Annotated in this window: 13 protein-coding genes; 8 read left to right on the forward strand and 5 right to left on the reverse strand. The window is 63.2% G+C overall.

The genetic code is table 11. From position 1 onward, the window contains the following. Window positions 1–64 precede the first annotated feature (64 nt). Entirely contained in the window at window positions 65–895 is an 831-nt protein-coding gene (locus tag FJ419_RS16085; protein ID WP_140694938.1) for a UDP-2,3-diacylglucosamine diphosphatase, read from the reverse strand. Window positions 896–1016: 121 nt separating this feature from the next. Between FJ419_RS16085 and FJ419_RS16090 the strand changes: the two genes are divergently transcribed. The 4 genes from FJ419_RS16090 (at window position 1017) to FJ419_RS16105 (ending at window position 6985) form a co-directional block, all read left to right on the forward strand. Further along, the gene (locus FJ419_RS16090) at window positions 1017–1796 is read left to right on the forward strand and encodes an SDR family oxidoreductase (protein ID WP_140694941.1); all 780 of its coding nucleotides are present in this window, start codon (window positions 1017–1019) and stop codon (window positions 1794–1796) included. Window positions 1797–1957: 161 nt separating this feature from the next. Then, on the forward strand, window positions 1958–4282 hold the full coding sequence (locus FJ419_RS16095; RefSeq protein WP_140694944.1) for an NADP-dependent malic enzyme: 2325 nt from the start codon (window positions 1958–1960) through the stop codon (window positions 4280–4282). A 291-nt stretch (window positions 4283–4573) separates the two neighbouring features. After that, complete coding sequence (locus FJ419_RS16100) at window positions 4574–5554, forward strand: MBL fold metallo-hydrolase (RefSeq protein WP_140694947.1); 981 nt, start codon at window positions 4574–4576, stop codon at window positions 5552–5554. A gap of 225 nt (window positions 5555–5779) precedes the next feature. Continuing rightward, a complete protein-coding gene (locus tag FJ419_RS16105; RefSeq protein WP_246679229.1) occupies window positions 5780–6985 on the forward strand; it encodes a DUF2865 domain-containing protein in 1206 nt (401 codons plus the stop codon). Here the strand turns inward: FJ419_RS16105 and gltX are convergent. Beyond that, entirely contained in the window at window positions 6903–8276 is a 1374-nt protein-coding gene (gene gltX, locus FJ419_RS16110) for a glutamate--tRNA ligase (RefSeq protein WP_140694953.1), read from the reverse strand. The genes FJ419_RS16105 and gltX overlap by 83 nt on opposite strands. A 710-nt stretch (window positions 8277–8986) precedes the next feature. On the opposite strand from gltX, the gene FJ419_RS16115 reads away from it, so the two are divergent. The 4 genes from FJ419_RS16115 to FJ419_RS16130 all read left to right on the forward strand — a co-directional run bounded on the left by FJ419_RS16115 (window position 8987) and on the right by FJ419_RS16130 (window position 14263). Next, complete coding sequence (locus FJ419_RS16115) at window positions 8987–12763, forward strand: vitamin B12-dependent ribonucleotide reductase (protein ID WP_140694956.1); 3777 nt, start codon at window positions 8987–8989, stop codon at window positions 12761–12763. Window positions 12764–12791: 28 nt separating this feature from the next. Next, entirely contained in the window at window positions 12792–13409 is a 618-nt protein-coding gene (locus FJ419_RS16120; protein WP_140694959.1) for a hypothetical protein, read from the forward strand. Between the two features lie 9 nt (window positions 13410–13418). Beyond that, entirely contained in the window at window positions 13419–13820 is a 402-nt protein-coding gene (locus FJ419_RS16125) for a hypothetical protein (RefSeq protein ID WP_140694962.1), read from the forward strand. Window positions 13821–13891: 71 nt separating this feature from the next. Next, entirely contained in the window at window positions 13892–14263 is a 372-nt protein-coding gene (locus tag FJ419_RS16130) for a VOC family protein (protein ID WP_140694965.1), read from the forward strand. 400 nt (window positions 14264–14663) lie between these two features. Here FJ419_RS16130 and FJ419_RS16135 read toward each other — a convergent pair whose 3' ends face one another. The 3 genes from FJ419_RS16135 to FJ419_RS16145 form a co-directional block, all read right to left on the reverse strand. Continuing rightward, window positions 14664–15146: a DUF2314 domain-containing protein gene (locus tag FJ419_RS16135; protein WP_140694968.1), complete on the reverse strand. Its 483-nt coding sequence runs from the start codon at window positions 15144–15146 to the stop codon at window positions 14664–14666. 330 nt (window positions 15147–15476) lie between these two features. After that, window positions 15477–16616, reverse strand: coding sequence for a GH25 family lysozyme (locus FJ419_RS16140; protein WP_140694971.1), 1140 nt, complete (start codon window positions 16614–16616; stop codon window positions 15477–15479). 150 nt (window positions 16617–16766) lie between these two features. Then, window positions 16767–17552, reverse strand: coding sequence for a phosphodiester glycosidase family protein (locus tag FJ419_RS16145; protein WP_140694974.1), 786 nt, complete (start codon window positions 17550–17552; stop codon window positions 16767–16769). Window positions 17553–17567 lie beyond the last annotated feature (15 nt).

Here is a 17567-nt window from a genome sequence, read left to right on the forward strand (position 1 = left end):
GGAAGCGAGCGCGGCCAGCTTGAGTGCGAAGACAATAGGCTGAACCGGGAAAAGGCAGCTGCGCTCAAGCCGCCTGAGCCGCCCTGCCTTTGAGGTCGATGATATCGACCGGCACCAGCGCTTCATTGCCGGCTGACGCCTCGGGCAGCACATGCGCCCAGGTCAGGATTTCCATGCGGCCGTCGAAATGCTCGACCACCGCCGTGCAGCTTTCCACCCAGTCGCCGGTGTTGATGTACTGCACATCGCCATAGTTCTCGATTGCGGCGTGATGGATGTGGCCGCAGATCACGCCGTCGACATGCGAGCGCCGCGCCTCTTCCGAAAGCACGGTCTGGAACGAGCCGATGAAGTTCACCGCCTTCTTCACCTTGACCTTCGCCCATGACGAGAACGACCAGTAAGGCAGGCCGAGCAGGTGGCGCAGCTTGGTCACCGCGCGGTTGATCAGCATCGCCGAGTCATAGGCATAGTCGCCGAGATAGGCCAGCCAGCGCTGGTTGTGCACCACCGTGTCGAACTGGTCGCCATGGATGACCAGCAGCCGCCGGCCGTCGGCGGTCTCGTGGATGGCGCGGTCGGCGACGACGATGCCGCCGAAATGCACGCCTTGGAACTGGCGAGCGAATTCGTCGTGATTGCCGGCGATGTAGGTGATCGAGGCGCCCTTGCGCGCCTTGCGCAGCAGCTTCTGCACCACGTCGTTGTGGCTCTGCGGCCAATGCCAGTTGCGCCGCAGCCGCCAGCCGTCGACGATATCGCCGACCAGATAGATGATCTCGGCGTCGTGATGACGCAGGAAGTCGATCAGGAAATCGGCCTTGGCCGCTTTCGAGCCGAGATGCACGTCGGAAATGAACAGGGCGCGGAAAGTGCGGGGCTCTGGGTCGGACATCACGATTTTACCCTTTGCTTTCGCGTGCCTATGCCCCGATTCATGCAACAACCGTATGACGGTTGCGGTTGGTCCAGCCCAGGCGCTAGCTTGCGCGCAACACAATCAGGAGAAAACCGTCATGGATCTCGGCATTCGCGGCAAGAAAGCCATCGTCTGCGCCTCGAGCAAGGGACTGGGGCGAGGCTGCGCCATGGCGCTTGCCGAAGCCGGCGTCGACCTCGTCGTCAACGGCCGCAACGCCGAACTCGTGGCCAAGACCGCCAAGGAGATCCGCGATCTATTCGGCGTCGATGTCATCGAAGTTGCCGGCGACGTGTCGAAGCCCGAGGTGCAGAAAGCGATGCTCGCCGCCTGCCCCGATCCCGACATTCTGGTCAACAACAATGGCGGCCCGCCGCTGCGCGATTTTCGCGAGCTCGACCGCACCAAGATCCTTGAGGGCGTGACGCAGAACATGGTCACGCCGATCGAGCTTATCCAGGCGGTTATCGACGGTATGGCAAAGCGCGGCTTCGGCCGCATCGTCAACATCACCTCGCTGTCGGTCTATGTGCCGATCCCCGGTCTCGACCTGTCGTCCGGCGCGCGCGCCGGCCTGACCTCGTTCCTCGCCGGCGTGGCGCGCACGGTCATGGACCGCAACGTCACCATCAACAGCCTGCTGCCCGGCAAGCTCGACACCGACCGGCTGCGCGGCCCGCACGAGGCCGGCACTCCGGAAGACCCGGCCGCGGCCGCCGCGCGCAAGGCCCGCATCAGCGCCGACGTGCCGGCAAAACGTCTCGGCACGCCGGAGGAATTCGGCCAGATATGCGCCTTCCTGTGCTCGGTCCATGCCGGCTACCTCACCGGCCAGAACATCCCGGTCGACGGCGGCCTCTACGTCAGCGCGTTCTGACCGCCGCCGATCCAAAGGCTTAAGGCTCGCAGCCCAACCATCTGGGATCGATTGATTATTTCCGCTCCGGCATTGTGAAGGCCGCAGTCCGCTATTTGCCGTCGCGAAAACTCTCCGGCACATGCTAAAAGGCTCCAAATCAGGAACAGAGGGAGGACCGGATGGACGGCGAGAACAAGAAAACGGCCCGGTCGGACCTCGACGAGGCCGCCCTCTTCTTCCACAAGCACCCGACACCGGGAAAGCTCGAGATCCAGGCGACGAAGCCGCTCGGCAACCAGCGCGACCTGGCGCTTGCCTATTCGCCGGGCGTGGCGGCGCCCTGCCTCGAGATCCGCGACGATCCCGCCACCGCCGCCGACTACACCGCCCGCGCCAACCTCGTCGGCGTCGTCTCCAACGGCTCCGCCGTGCTTGGGCTCGGCAATATCGGCCCGCTCGCCTCCAAGCCGGTCATGGAAGGCAAGGCGGTGCTGTTCAAGAAGTTCGCCGGCATCGACGTCTTCGACATCGAGATCGACGCGCCGGAGATCGAGCGGATGGTCGAGACGGTGGCAGCGCTCGAGCCGACCTTCGGCGGCATCAACCTCGAGGACATCAAGGCGCCTGAATGTTTCGAGGTCGAGGAGCGGCTGAAAGCCCGCATGGGTATTCCGGTTTTCCACGACGACCAGCATGGCACCGCGATCATCGTCGCAGCCGCGGTGCTCAACGGGCTGGAACTGGCCGGCAAAGCGATTTCCGACATCAAGATCGTCACGTCCGGCGCGGGCGCGGCGGCGCTCGCCTGCCTCAACCTTTTGGTCTCGCTCGGCGCCAAGGTGGAAAACATCTGGGTCACCGACCGTTTCGGCGTCGCCCATAAGGGTCGCGTCGAAGAGATGGATCGCTGGAAAGATCCCTATGTGAAGGATACCGAGGCGCGCACGCTGGCCGACGTCATCTCCGGCGCCGACGTCTTTCTCGGCCTTTCCGCCGCCGGGGTGCTGAAGCCGGAGTTGCTACAGCACATGGCGCCGAAACCGCTGATCCTGGCTCTGGCCAATCCCAATCCCGAGATCATGCCGGAAGTTGCGCGCGCCGCGCGGCCGGACGCCATGATCTGCACCGGGCGCTCGGACTTTCCCAATCAAGTCAACAACGTGCTGTGCTTTCCTTACATCTTCCGCGGCGCGCTGGATTGCGGCGCCAGCGCCATCAACGAGGAGATGAAGATGGCGGCCGTGCGGGCGATCGCCGCCCTTGCCCGCGAGGAGCCTTCGGATGTCGCGGCGCGCGCCTATTCCAGCGAGACGCCGATTTTCGGCCCCGATTTCCTGATCCCCTCGCCCTTCGATCCGCGCCTTATCCTGCGCATCGCGCCGGCGGTGGCGAAGGCTGCCTGCGACACCGGCGTCGCGACGCGGCCGATCGCCGATTTCACCGCCTATATCGACAAGCTCAACCGCTTCGTCTTCCGCTCCGGCCTGGTAATGAAGCCGGTGTTCTCCTCCGCCAAAACCTCGAGCGCCAAGCGCGTCATCTATGCCGACGGCGAGGACGAGCGCGTGCTGCGCGCCGCGCAAGTGGTATTGGAGGAAGGGATCGCCGAACCGACCCTGATCGGCCGCCCGCATGTGGTCGAGGTCAGGCTGAAGCGTTACGGCCTGCGCATCCGTCCGGGCGTCGATTTCGCCCTGATCAATCCGGAGGACGATCCGCGTTACCGCCACTATGTCGACCTCTTGATCGAACTGGCCGGCCGGCGCGGCATAACGACCGAGGCCGCGCGCACCATGGTGCGCACCGACAACACGGTGATTGCGGCCCTGGCGCTGAAGCGTGGCGACGCGGACGCCATGGTCTGCGGCCTCGAAGGTCGCTTCGAACGGCATCTGCGCAATGTCGCGCTGATCATCGGGCCCCGCGCCGGCATCAAGGACCGGGACCTGTCGACGCTATCGATGCTGATCTCCCAGCGCGGCATCATCTTCCTCACCGACACGCATGTCTCGGTCGATCCGACGGCGGAGGAGATCGCCGAGATGACGGTGCTGGCGGCGGAGGAAATCCAGCGCTTCGGCATCGAGCCGAAGGCAGCACTTCTGTCGCATTCGGATTTCGGCTCGCGCGATTCCCCGAGCGCGCTGAAGATGCGCCGCGCGGCGGAAATCCTCGGCCGCATCGCGCCCGGCTTGCAGTGCGACGGCGAGATGCATGCCGATACCGCGCTGTCGGAGCATCTGCGCCAGCGCGTCTATCCGCATTCGCGGCTGAAGGGCGAAGCCAATCTTCTGGTCTTCCCGAACCTCGATTCGGCCAACATCACGCTGACGGCTTTGCGCGCCATGATGGATGCGCTGCATGTCGGGCCGATCCTGCTCGGCACCGACAAGCCCGCGCATATATTGACGCCGTCCGTAACCTCGCGCGGCGTCGTCAACATGACCGCGCTTGCGGTGGTCGAGGCAGCGCACAAGGCGCAGGCGCTCGTCGACTTGAATTGAGGCGGCGCGACAAAGCGCAATTGTGTCGGGGCCGCGCCATCAACCGGCCGCATCCTACCGCTGTGCCACTAATGCTCTGAATTTACTTCCGCTTTCGGCGGCATGGCGGATTTGGCCGGACTTGCTACTGGCGCGACCCGATCGCCAATGACCCGACCCCGACATTGGCAGCTTGTTCTTGAGCCCATTTGGAGCGCCGTTTCCGCTCGCTAATGTGGTAGACTCTATCCTCGGCCTGAGGACGCATAGCTCGGAAGAGAGTCTCATGCGGCCGAACGGGGGAAACCGCCCATGCCCACTTTGCAGCCCGTGGATCGGTTGGAATTTCAGATCCTGATCGACAATCTGACCGATAGCTTGTCCACGGCCCCGCCGTATGTCACGCTTGAGTGGACGGCACTTATGCGGGCGGGCATGCGACAATTGTCCGGCCGCTGCCAATGTTGTGCGAATCACGGCTTGGCAGTCGTCGTCAAAGCGTTTCGCGGCGCGGCGAGCCGCGTTGTTCTGTTCGATGCCGGTCCGGTGGAGTTCGCGGTCGAATACAATGGGGCCCGGCTGGGCATCGACTTCGCCAGCATAGATGCTGTGGTGCTCTCGCACGGGCACTGGGACCACGCCGGCGGGCTGCCGATTGCGTTTGACCTCATCACCAAAGCAAACGGCGGCCGCGCGATTCCCTGCTATTTGCACCCCGGCATGTTCCGCCAGCGCGCCTTGCCGCTCACGGGCGGCGGATTACTTCCCATCCGCGAGATCCCCTCGCCGGACGATCTCGCTGCGAAGGGAGCCGTCCCGGTCGTCACGACCGAGGCGCAAGTCCTGCTCGACGATATGTTTCTAGTAAGTGGCGAGATTCCCCGCATGACGAGCTACGAGAAGGGGTTCCCCGGCCACAAGCGGCTGAGCGAGGACGGCCAATCTTGGGAAGATGATCCGCTCATCATGGACGAGCGCTTTCTGGCCGTTCACGTGGGCGGCAAAGGCATTGTCGTACTCACGGCCTGCTCGCACGCAGGTATTATCAACGTTCTCAAACATGCGCAGTCCAGTTTCCCGGCGATCCCACTCTATGCTGTTGCTGGCGGCTTCCACTTGGCGGGCGGCAACGAGAAGATCATTGCCGAATCCGTGCGCGACATCGGAACGTTCGGTCTTACCTTGATCGCGCCGGGCCATTGCACGGGCTGGCGGGCGGTGAATGCCCTCGCGAACGCCTATGGTGACAGCACCGTGGCACCCTTGGCCGTCGGAAAGATATTCGCAATCTGACGCGCGAGCATTCCAAATGTGAGGCCTCGACTTCAGCTCCTGGCCCCTCGCGTCATTTCAGACTGCGCTGCAGAATTTGGTTGCTATCGGTGCATAGCGGACTCTGCCAAGCCGTCCGCCCGGTAGATTTATGGGTTCACGGCATAGCGAACAGTTAACCACGAACGCGATAGTCTTCCGGCCACGGGCAATCGGGATTCCAGGCGGATGAAGGGGCTGAAGCTGATGCATCTTGCGACGCTGCTTGCAGCGCTTGCAGGTTCAGCTGTCGCCGTCGCTGAAACCCAGGCCGCCTCTCGCATATGCCGGCACCTCGAAGCTGAACTCGCCACCGCCCGCGGTGGCGGCGGAGGCCCCGGCATCGTGCGCAAATATGATGATGCCATCCAGCGCCAGAGTGAGCAGCTTGCCAAGGCCCGCGGCCGGGCAAGCGACGCCGGTTGCGGCTTCACGCTGTTTTCGCGCAATGTCAGCCAATGCGCCGCAATCAACGCCGCGATAGAGCGCATGAATGCCAATCTCGACACCTTGCAGGCCAAGCGCGAGCGGCTGGCCGCCGGCGGCACGCGGCGCGACCGCAGCCGCATCCTGGCGGCGCTCGATGCCAATGGCTGCCGCGACGACGAGATCGCGCCGCGCCGCGCGCCGCTTCGGGAGGCGGCCCGCGACAATGGCGGCGGCAATCTGTTCGAGCAGCTTTTCGGCCGCCAGGACCAGCAGCTCGAAACACCCGACGCCCCCGATATGCCGGGCTCGACGGAGGTGCCGCGCGATGATCCGAGCGTGCGCAACATCCGCCGCGTCATCAACCAGCCGGACGGCATGGACCTGCCCCGGCTGGGCGGCGAGTTCCACACGATATGCGTGCGCAGCTGCGACGGCTATTTCTTCCCGATGTCGAATGCCGCTTCCATCGGCGACTTCGAGCGCGACCAGAAGAATTGCGAATCGAGCTGCCCAGGTACCGAGATGCAGGTCTTCTATTCGCGTGGAATCGACGACGACTCTGGCTCGATGACCTCGTCGGCGACAGGTCAACCCTATAGCGAACTATCGACCGCCTATCTCTACAAACAGGCCAATTACTCGCGCCCGCCTACCTGCGGCTGCAACGCGCAGGCCGGCAACTTCACGATCATCGGCGGCAACCCGCCTGATCCCGAACAATCGCAGCCGAACGGCGAGGCAGCGCCCTTCGTTCCGAAGCCGGCGGTCAAACCCGATCCGGGCGCCGATCCGGAAACACTCGCCAATGCCGAAGGCGGGCTTGACCAGGACGCGATCAGGCGGCTGACCACCAGGGTGCCGGTGTCGCCGGTCTCGGCGCTGCCGCCCGATCAGCGCAAGGTCAGGGTCGTCGGGCCAGCGTTCCTTCCCGACCCATCAGCGGCAATAGATCTGAAAGCTCCGGCCCCGAAGTCCGCCCGGTAAGGGCCAGCCTCAGCGGCATGAACAACGGCTTGCCCTTGCGGCCGGTGGCGTCCTTGATCTTGCCGGTCCAGTCCTTCCACACCGTGCCGTTCCACGGCTCCTCGGGGAGAACGTCGAACGCCTGATTGAGGAAGTCACGGTCCTCGCCGGAAAATTCCGCCGGTTCCTGCGGACCCTCGCTCAGGATACGCCACCACGCGACCGCATCCGACAGGCGGTCGAGATTGCCGCGCACCGCAAGCCAGAACGGCTCGGCCTTGTCGCCGGAAATGCCCAGCACCATCAGCCGGTCGCGCGCTTCCTCGAACGACATGCGATGCATGAGCGTACGGTTGAGCACGAAGAGCTCATCCGGGTCGAATTTGGACGCTGACTTGGACGTCGCCGCCGGGTCGAAATGGCCGGCAAGCTCGTTGAGATCATGCGCGGCGGTGACATTTTCCGACGTGCCGACAAGCACCGCCAGCGACGCGACGGCCATCGGCTCGATGCCGTCCTCGCGCAGGCTTTCGATCGACAGCGCGCCGGTGCGCTTCGACAACCCCTCGCCCGACACGGTCGTGAGCAAATTGTGGTGGCCGAAGACCGGCGGTTCGGCGCCCAGTGCCTTGAAGATGGCGATCTGCACGCCGGTGTTGGTGACATGGTCGTCGCCGCGGATGACATGGCTGACACCCATCTCGATGTCGTCGACCACCGAGGGCAGCGTGTAGAGATAGGTGCCGTCCTCGCGCACCAGGACAGGATCCGACAGCGAGGCGAGGTCGACCGTCTCCTCGCCGCGCACCAGGTCGTTCCAGCGCATCTCGGTGCGCTCGGGCTGCAGCGGGTCGTTGGTGTAGTTGGGCAGCAGGAAACGCCAATGCGGCCGGCGGCCATCCGATTGGTATTCGGCCACCTGCTCAGGCGTCAGCATCAGCGCCTCGCGGCCATAGACCGGCGGCAGGCCGCGCGTGCGGCGCACCTTGCGGCGCAGATCAAGCTCCTCCGGCGTCTCGTAGCAGGCATAAAGCACCCGCGCCGCCTTCAGCCGCTCGACCGCCGCGTCATAAATCTCGAAGCGGCGCGACTGGTATTCGGTGACATCCGGGAAGATGCCCAGCCAATGCAGGTCGTAAAGAATGGAATCGGCATATTCCTGCGTCGAGCGGGCAATGTCGGTGTCGTCGAAGCGCTGGATGAAACGGCCCTTGTTGTTCATGGCGAAAAGCCAGTTGAACAGCGCGGTGCGCGCATTGCCGATATGGATGCGGCCGGTCGGCGATGGGGCAAAACGTACGGTAACTGTCATGAGCGGGGCGTAGCGGATGCTTTTGGTGTTGACAAGGCGCGCCCCCGCGCGAACGCAACAGATAGTGCAAGCAAGCTAAAATGAAAAGCCATCGGCCCGACACGGCTTCCCGCCTGGCCGGTCACCGCGTCAAGCGCCTGCAAAGCCGGGCTTCGCATGTCCCCGTTATCCACATATGTGACACACAAGATGTTGGGGTCATAAAAGCTACGCAAACGAATCCTTGACGGGTCGGAACGAGTCGCTTTTTATAGGCCATGCGCTCCTGTAGCGGGCGCGACCGGAGAGTTCTGAGGCCGGTCTTTTTTCCCGGATTTTGTGCGTTTTGCCCGGATTTCCGCCTGTTCACGAGGCCGGCGGAAGCGTTGGGATCGTTAGGGCTTGGGTGGGCGAAAGGGAGAATTGTCGGCCTGGAAAAAATGATCTGTTAACACTATATTTAGTGTTTGCAGGCAGGCTCGACGCTAGATAGTGTGAACCTCCCTCCACGGAGGGAATCGACAAAAGTTTCAGTTCGAGGGACCCGCGGGTCGGCCGGCAACCTGGGTAAGCGCCTGGAAAGGCGTTTGCTTGTCTGCATGGCGGCGCGCGCGACGAGAGAGTGTCGGCGTCGCCCGCGATGCCGGCAAACGGCGGACTGCGCTTTTCGCCATGTGGGGCAGCAATCCCTTGGGAAAGGCGCTATATATTGACACAAAGGAACGGGACCAATGCGCATCGAGCGTCGCTTCACCAAGCCAGATCAGTCCGCCTATGCGGAGATCGAATTCCGCAAGGCTTTGTCGGAGATCAAGAATCCCGACGGCTCGGTGGTGTTCCGCCTCGACAATATCGATGTGCCGGCGCAGTTCAGCCAGGTTGCGGCCGACATCCTGGCCCAAAAGTATTTCCGCAAGGCCGGCGTGCCGGCGCGCCTGAAGAAGGTCGAGGAGAACGACGTTCCCTCCTTCCTGTGGCGTTCGGTCGCCGACGAGGCCGAGCTCGCCAAGCTGCCCGAGGCCGAGCGCTATGGTTCGGAAACCGACGCCCGCCAGGTTTTCGATCGCCTCGCCGGCACATGGACCTACTGGGGATACAAAGGCGGCTACTTCAAGTCCGAGGAAGACGCGCGCGCCTTCCGCGACGAGCTCGCCTATATGCTCGCCACCCAGCGCGTCGCGCCGAACTCGCCGCAATGGTTCAACACCGGCCTGCACTGGGCCTATGGCATTGACGGCCCGAGCCAGGGCCACTTCTATGTCGACCCCTTTACCGGCAAGCTGACCAAGTCGAAGTCCTCCTACGAGCACCCGCAGCCGCATGCCTGCTTCATCCAGGGCGTGCAGGACGACCTCGTCAACGAGGGCGGCATCATGGACCTGTGGGTGCGCGAGGCGCGCCTGTTCAAATACGGCTCCGGCACCGGCTCGAACTTCTCGATGCTGCGCGGTGAGGGCGAAAAGCTTTCCGGCGGCGGCCGCTCGTCCGGCCTGATGAGCTTCCTCAAGATCGGCGACCGCGCGGCGGGCGCCATCAAGTCGGGCGGCACGACGCGCCGCGCGGCAAAAATGGTCATCGTCGACGCCGACCACCCGGATATCGAGGATTTCATCGACTGGAAGGTCAATGAGGAGCAGAAGGTCGCCTCGCTGGTGACCGGCTCCAAGATCGTCAAGAAGCATCTCGAAGCCATCATGAAGGCCTGCGTCAATTGCGAAGGCCATGACGACGCCTGCTTCGATCCGGCGCTGAATACCGCGCTGAAGCGCGAGATCAAGGCGGCCAAGAAAGATGCCGTTCCGGAGAACTACATCTACCGCGTCATCCAGTTCGCCCGCCAGGGCTACACCTCGATGTCGTTCAAGACCTACGACACCGACTGGGATTCGGACGCCTATCTCACCGTCTCCGGCCAGAATTCCAACAATTCTGTGTCGCTGAAGGACAACTTCCTGCGCGCCGTCGAGGCCGATGGCGACTGGCAACTCACCGCCCGCAAGGACGGCAAGGTGCTGAAGACGCTGAAGGCGCGCGACCTATGGGAAAAGATCGGCTACGCCGCCTGGGCTTCCGCCGATCCGGGCCTGCATTTCAACACGACGATGAACGACTGGCACACCTGCGCCTCCGCCGGTGCGATCCGGGCTTCCAACCCGTGCTCGGAATACATGTTCCTCGACGACACGGCCTGCAACCTCGCCTCGATCAACCTCCTGCCCTACCGCAAGGCAGACGGCACGATCGACATCGCCGCTTACGAGCACACCGTTCGCCTATGGACCGTCGTGCTCGAAATCTCGGTGATGATGGCGCAGTTCCCGTCCAAGGAGATCGCCAAGCTCTCCTACGACTACCGCACGCTCGGCCTCGGCTACGCCAATATCGGCGGCCTGCTGATGACCTCGGGCATTCCCTACGATTCCGACGAGGGCCGCGCCATCTGCGCCGCGCTCACCGCCATCATGACCGGCGTCGCCTACTCGACCTCGGCCGAAATGGCCGCCGAGCTCGGCGCCTTCCCGGACTATGACCGCAACGCCCAGAACATGCTGCGCGTCATGCGCAATCACCGCCGCGCCGCTTACGGCGACAAGGACGGCTACGAGAAGCTCGCCGTCAACCCGGTGCCGCTGGTCGCCTCCGACCTGAAGCAGCAGGCGCTGGCCGAGCATGCCCGCGCCGCCTGGGACCGCGCCATCGAGCTCGGCGAGGAGCATGGCTACCGCAACGCGCAGGCAACCGTGATTGCGCCGACCGGCACGATCGGCCTGGTCATGGATTGCGACACAACCGGCATCGAGCCCGACTTCGCGCTGGTGAAGTTCAAGAAGCTCGCCGGCGGCGGCTATTTCAAGATCATCAACCGTGCCGTGCCGGAAGCGCTGCGCACGCTGGGCTATTCCGAGAGCCAGATCGCCGAGATCGAGGCCTATGCGGTCGGCCACGGCAACCTCAACCAGGCGCCCGGCATCAACCCCTCTTCGCTGAAGGCCAAGGGTTTTAGCGATGAGAAGATCGCGGCGCTGAACGCGGCGCTGAAGTCGGCCTTCGACATCAAGTTCGTGTTCAACCAGTGGACGCTCGGCGCCGACTGGGTGAAGGAGACGCTCGGCTTCACCGACGAGCAGCTCGGCGACATCTCCTTCGAGATGCTGCCGGCTCTCGGCTTCTCGAAGAAGGACATCGACGCCGCCAACATCCATGTCTGCGGTGCGATGACTTTGGAAGGCGCGCCTTTCCTCAAGGCCGAGCACCTGCCGGTGTTCGACTGCGCCAGCCCCTGCGGCAAGATCGGCAAGCGCTCGCTCTCGATCAACAGCCACATCCTGATGATGGCGGCAGCGCAGCCCTTTATCTCGGGCGCCATCTCCAAGACCATCAACATGCCGAACGAGGCGACGGTCGAGGACGCCAAGAACGCCTACATGCTGTCCTGGAAGCTGGCGCTGAAGGCCAACGCGCTTTATCGCGACGGCTCGAAACTGTCGCAGCCGCTCAATGCCTCGCTGCTCGTCGATGACGACGAGGAGGAGGACGAGGCGGTCGAGCAGCTGATCGCCGCCCCCGCCGCGCAGCGCGCCGTGCAGGTGACGGAAAAGATCGTCGAGCGCGTGATCGAGCGGCTTTACCGCGACCGCGAGAAACTGCCGAACCGCCGCAAGGGCTACACCCAGAAGGCCGTCGTCGGCGGCCACAAGGTGTATCTCAGGACGGGCGAATTCGACGACGGCCGCCTGGGCGAGATCTTCATCGACATGCACAAGGAGGGCGCCGCCTTCCGCGCGATGATGAACAACTTCGCCATCGCGATCTCGCTCGGCCTGCAATATGGCGTGCCGCTCGATGAATATGTCGAGGCCTTCACCTTCACCAAATTCGAGCCGGCCGGCATGGTGCAGGGCAACGACGCGATCAAGAACGCGACGTCGATCCTCGACTATGTGTTCCGTGAGCTCGCGGTCTCCTATCTCGGCCGCCACGACCTCGCCCATGTCGACCAGTCGGACTTCGACAAGACCGCGCTCGGCCGCGGCATCACCGAAGGCAAGGCGACGCCCTTCTCCAAGGGCCTCTATCGCGGCGCCTCGCCGGTGAAGCTGGTGTCCGCTGCGGGTTCTGACCCGAAGGGTTTCGGCGGCTCGGGGCCGTCGACCGCCCCAGCCCGCGCGGCGCCCACCGCCTTCTCGGGCTCCAACGTGCTGGCGCTGAAGCCGGCAAGCGACGAGGCCATCGCCTACAAGCGCGACTATGAGGAGCGCGCCAGGGAACTGGCCGAGGATATGGTCGAAGAAGAAGCCGAAGCCGCCGGCGGCGCCGAGGCGCTGTTCACCGACGCCGCCGCCAACGAGGCGGCTGAAGCGAAGAAGCTCGCCGCGACAAGGCGCCAGCAGTCGCTGCTCCAGGGCTACACCGGCAACGAATGCTCCGAGTGCCACAACTTCACCATGGTGCGGAACGGCACCTGCGAGAAATGCGACACGTGTGGAAGCACGAGCGGGTGCAGCTGATCAGAGCTTGGTCGACGGATAGTCGCCGATGGACAAGCTTGCTCATCCATTCCGAGTAATTCATGGGGGCGGGCAGGTGCCCGCCCGATGGCTTGATATTCCTTCGGCCGTCATCGGGCGCTCGCCTTATCGGCGAGACGAGAATGTCGTCTATCGCATTGCTCAGCATGACGCTCGCAAAGCCCTAGAACTGGGTCGTAAGCAGCCACTTCTTGATCTTTGGAGCGTCGTTCTTGGCGAAATACCGCCTGTGAATAACGCGTTGGCAAAATGGGGAAAGGTCGCGGAGGCGCAAAAGCTGTCGTCCTTGTCGAGCGCACACGCCTGTTTTCGTGGTATCAAGCGCCCAGCGGGAGACGATGGCACTGGCTTCGATTTTTACGCATTCGTATCCAAGCCTGCCATATTCTTCGTCTATGATCCGGATATGGGCTGCGTGATCAAGCTGGCGCATGTACCGGATGACCTAGTACATGTAACATACGTGCGGCTTGACTATCCTAGTGGCCGTCCGGCAGGAAAACATTCGAAGGTAGCTAACGGCGCTATCGGTATCGTCACTCATTGGGAATTCGTGGAAACCCACAATGACGCATCAACCTTGCCGATAGATTTCGCGGAGCGCTATCGACGACGAGTGTGGTGAACAGACACGATGGGAAACGTTCGCGGAATTAAGTCTACCGACAGCTATCGGCCCTGCGCGATCTACTATGAGCAATCCGATAGTCTTGAGTATGTACGGCGCGATGTTCCGGCTGTCTATCGGCGCATCGATGACTTTCTGACGCTGATCCTAGCCATGGATGGTCGAGCCCCCATTGGGTTCAAACTCAAGGGCTTTAAGCATTTTTACCTGCGCCATCTGAAGCAGAATTATCATTCTGAAAGACAGGAGTTCTTGGGTCTCGTCCAGATTGTCGAAGAGGCCCTTTGTGCCTTCGGCAATAAAGTTTTTGATGACGAAACACGTGTTGCTTATCAGAGGGCGATTGATATCGCCCAAACCGATAACGTTGAAGTTAGAGATTTTCCTCCAATTGCGGCACATGGCTGAACTGGCTATTGACGACATGTGATTGAAAGCAACTGCGCCCGCGACGGCGACCATCTACTGGCATTGGCGTTATGATCGACCACATCACCATCGAAGTGAGCGATCTCGCCAAGAGCAAGCTCTTCTACGAAACGGCTTTTGCGCCGTTGGGCTATCGCCTCTCCTTCGGCAAGGAAGGCGTGTTCTGGGCGTTCGATGTCGGCAACAGCTGCCTGTTCGAGATCCAGCGGACGGGCGAGAAGCCGCCGCTCACCCATCTGCATGTTGCGTTCCGGGTGAAGAGCAAGGCGGAGGTCGATGCGTTCTATCGCGCGGCGCTCGAAGCGGGCGCCGCCGACAATGGGGCGCCCGGACCGCGTCCGGATTATGCGGAGCATTACTACGCCTGCTTCGTGCTCGACCCCGATGGCTACAACGTCGAGGCGATGATCAACGAGGGGTAGGTGACGGCAAACCCTCCGCTTCGTCATTCCAGGGCGGAGCAAGGAGCGAAGCGACGCGCGCAGACCCTGGAATCCATTCCGTTACATCGACGCGTTGCAACGGTCCAGAATTCTGCTCCGTTTGCACGCTTCACCGTGGTCACGGAATGGATCCTCGGGTCAAGCCCGAGGATGACGACCGCGCGAGGCCGAGGCATGAGCGCCCTCTCCTTCTCCCCTTGTGGGAGAAGGTGGATCGGCGCGACAGCGCCGAGACGGATGAGGGGTGTTCCAGCGGAGTGAGAGGCTGGCGATCTTGCTGCGGCGCCCCCAACCGGCAAGGTTTCCATCAAGCTGGAACACCCCTCATCCGGCCGCTTCGCGGCCGCCTTCTCCCCCAGGGGGAGAAGGAGAAGAGCGCTCAATCCTTGAACGCGATCCCGTATTTCGCCGCCTGTTCCTTCGGCATATCCGCCAGCGCCTGGCGCACCGTGTAGCCGCCATAGACGTCGCCGCCGTTGCGGATCATCCAGTCCTCGACGTCGGCCTCGGCCACCGTCATGCGATCGCCCATCTTGTACTGGTTGCCATTGACCGGCTTGTCGGCCAGCAGGCCGACGAAGCGGCCGTCGCTGAAAGCCACAAGCTGCATCCAGATATGCTCGGTGGCGCCGTTCTGGGTCAGCGGAAATTTCACGGTGTAGGTGCCGGGCGTGCGTGCGGCTATCAGTTCATGGAAGCGCGGCAGCGTCGAATGGCCCTTGGCCTTGGCGCCCTGCATCGCCTCGTCGGTGGTGGAATAGGCGACCACATTGTCCTTAGGCTCGCTGCCCCGCATGTGCGAATTGAAAAATCCGTAGCCGACGGCGGCTACCAAAGCGGCAGTAACAATCAGTTTGCGCATCGAAACCTTCTCCGAAATGCGATCACGGACACGTTACCGCAAGCCCGTTGCCGCACCTCTAAGAGACAGGGTGAGCGCATGGTTAGCGAAATGCCGAAATTGCCATCGACCTCACCGGCCGACGCCCGCGCGTGAGGCGCCGGTGCTTCCCCTCCTCCCCTTATGGGAGAATGCGGGTCGGCGCGCAGCGCCGAGACGGATGAGGGGTGTTCCAGCGGAGTGAGATGCTGGCGATCATCAGTCGTTTGCGAAGGTCTGCGTTCCCTGGAGCACCCCTCATCCGGCCGCTTCGCGGCCACCTTCTCCCACAGGGGGAGAAGGAAAAAGCGCCTAATCCGCGTCGGCCACCATCTGCCCGCCGCCCAGCCAGGCGCGCCATTGGCGCTCGTCGCCATGGAAGACGTTGAGGTCGATGCGGCCGCTGACGCCATGCGACAGGCCGGAGCCGGAATACTGCCAGAACAGCCACCTGCGGTCCGGATAGACCTTTGACGGGTGCGCCGCCACCGCGCGCAGCCAGAATGGGTAGTCCTGGAAGGCGCCGCGCAGATTGTCGCGATAGAAGTCGGGGCTGGTGTAGATGATCGGCCGCTGGCCATAGTGGCGCTCCAGCTTGTCCATGAACACCTGCATTTTCTCCAGCACCTTTTCACGCGAAGGCCGCCGCTTGCAGGAGGACTCGCCGTTCCACTCGACGTCGATGACCGGCGGCAGCGCGCCGTCGACCTTCGGCACGTTGCGGATGAACCAGTCGGCCTGCTCGCCGGCGGTGCGGCACCAGTAGAAGAAATGATAGGCGCCGCGCTTCAGCCCGGCGGCATCGGCGTTGCGCCAGTTCTTCATGAACATCGGGTCGAGATGGTCGCCGCCATCGGTCGCCTTGATATAGGCGAAGTTGGCGCCTTGGGCGCGCAGCTTCTGCCAGTTGATGTTGCCCTGCCAGCGCGAGACGTCGACGCCATGCACGGCCAGGTGGCGCGGCGAGGAGCGGCCGAAATTGATCGGCTTGGCGTCGCGGAACGCATAGCGGGTGACCGGACCGGCGAGCATGGCGGGCGCGGCACGCGACAGCCGCTTCGTCGGAGAGACGAGCGCTGCCTCCTGCACCGGCGGCTCGACGCTGTCCGGGAGGTCCGTCGCCGGGAAGTTCACCGTCTCCTCCTCGGCAAGGCCGAAGGGGCGCGAATTTTCGTCGCCGGGGCGCGAGTTCTCGTCGTCAGGGCTCGCGTTACTTTCGTCAAGCAACGGCGCCGGCGGCTTGATGCGCGCGGCGCCCGACATCGACGCGGTCTCGACGGTTCTTTCGGTGGCGGCTGTCCTCGCGCCCTTCGACACCGGCGCGCTTGGCCGCACGACCGAGCTCGTCGTCTCGTTGGACGGCATCTGCAAGGCATCGACGCCGGACGTAGACGAGCAGCCGGCGAGGCAAAGCGATGCGAGCACGAAACTGACGACGCCAAAAATCCGCATCTTGACCTGTACGCAAAACAAAACAGACCGAAGGCAGGGACAGCGCCGCCGGAAACGCCATTCCTAATGAGAAATTACCAACAAAGTTTGAATCAAAATTTACTTTTGGCGCGAGCGGATGATTCGGGATGGTGCCGAAGCGGTTCTTGGCTAGCGCCTGAACACGCCGATCATCGGCCCCAGATTCCAGAAATCGTCGTTGCGGCCGATCGCGGGTGCATAGAGGCTCGAGATCGAGCCATCGAGGAAGAGCGCGTTCGGGCAGCCGAGCCGGTCGCGGAACAGCCGCGCGAATTCGTGGAAAGTCACGACATCGTTCGAGATCGCGAAGACCGCGACCCCGTCGGCGCGCACGCCGACGCCATCGCGGATCTTGCGCGAGGTGCCGTCGTAACGGAATTTCGGATGCAGCTTGCCGTCGATGACCAGCATCGGCCCGGACTGCGTGGCATAGTCGACGCGCGGCGGGCGCTTCAGATAATCCTTGGTCGCACGAACGCCGGCCCTGCCGGCGCTGAGATAGAAGATGCCGTTGGGCTGCATGGAGAAATTGCCGGTGCCCGATCCCGACTTCGCCGGCGTGAACTGCTCGCCGCGCTCGACATAGAGGCCGACCGGCGCGAGGTTCGGATGATACATGCCGGCATTGATGCCGAAGAGCATGGTGCGCCCCGCAGCCTGCTGCGCGCTACGCAGATTGTGCAGCGATCGGTAGAGATCGCCATCTTTGTTCTTCCAGAACAGCTCGATGGAAAAATGCTTCGGATCGGCCTCGCAGACCAGATAGGTCGCGTTCTCAAAAACCTGGTCGCGGCACGGCGGCAGCGCCGCCAGCCATTGGCTTAGGCCCATGCCGGCGCCAATAGCCGCCGGCGCCGCCGATTTCACCAGCATGGCCAGCAACGGCACGGATTGCAGCAGAGTCACAAGATCCATCAGCGCACCCGGGCG

It is taken from the genome of Mesorhizobium sp. B2-6-2 (assembly GCF_006440615.1).
In the GTDB taxonomy this organism is placed as follows: domain Bacteria; phylum Pseudomonadota; class Alphaproteobacteria; order Rhizobiales; family Rhizobiaceae; genus Mesorhizobium.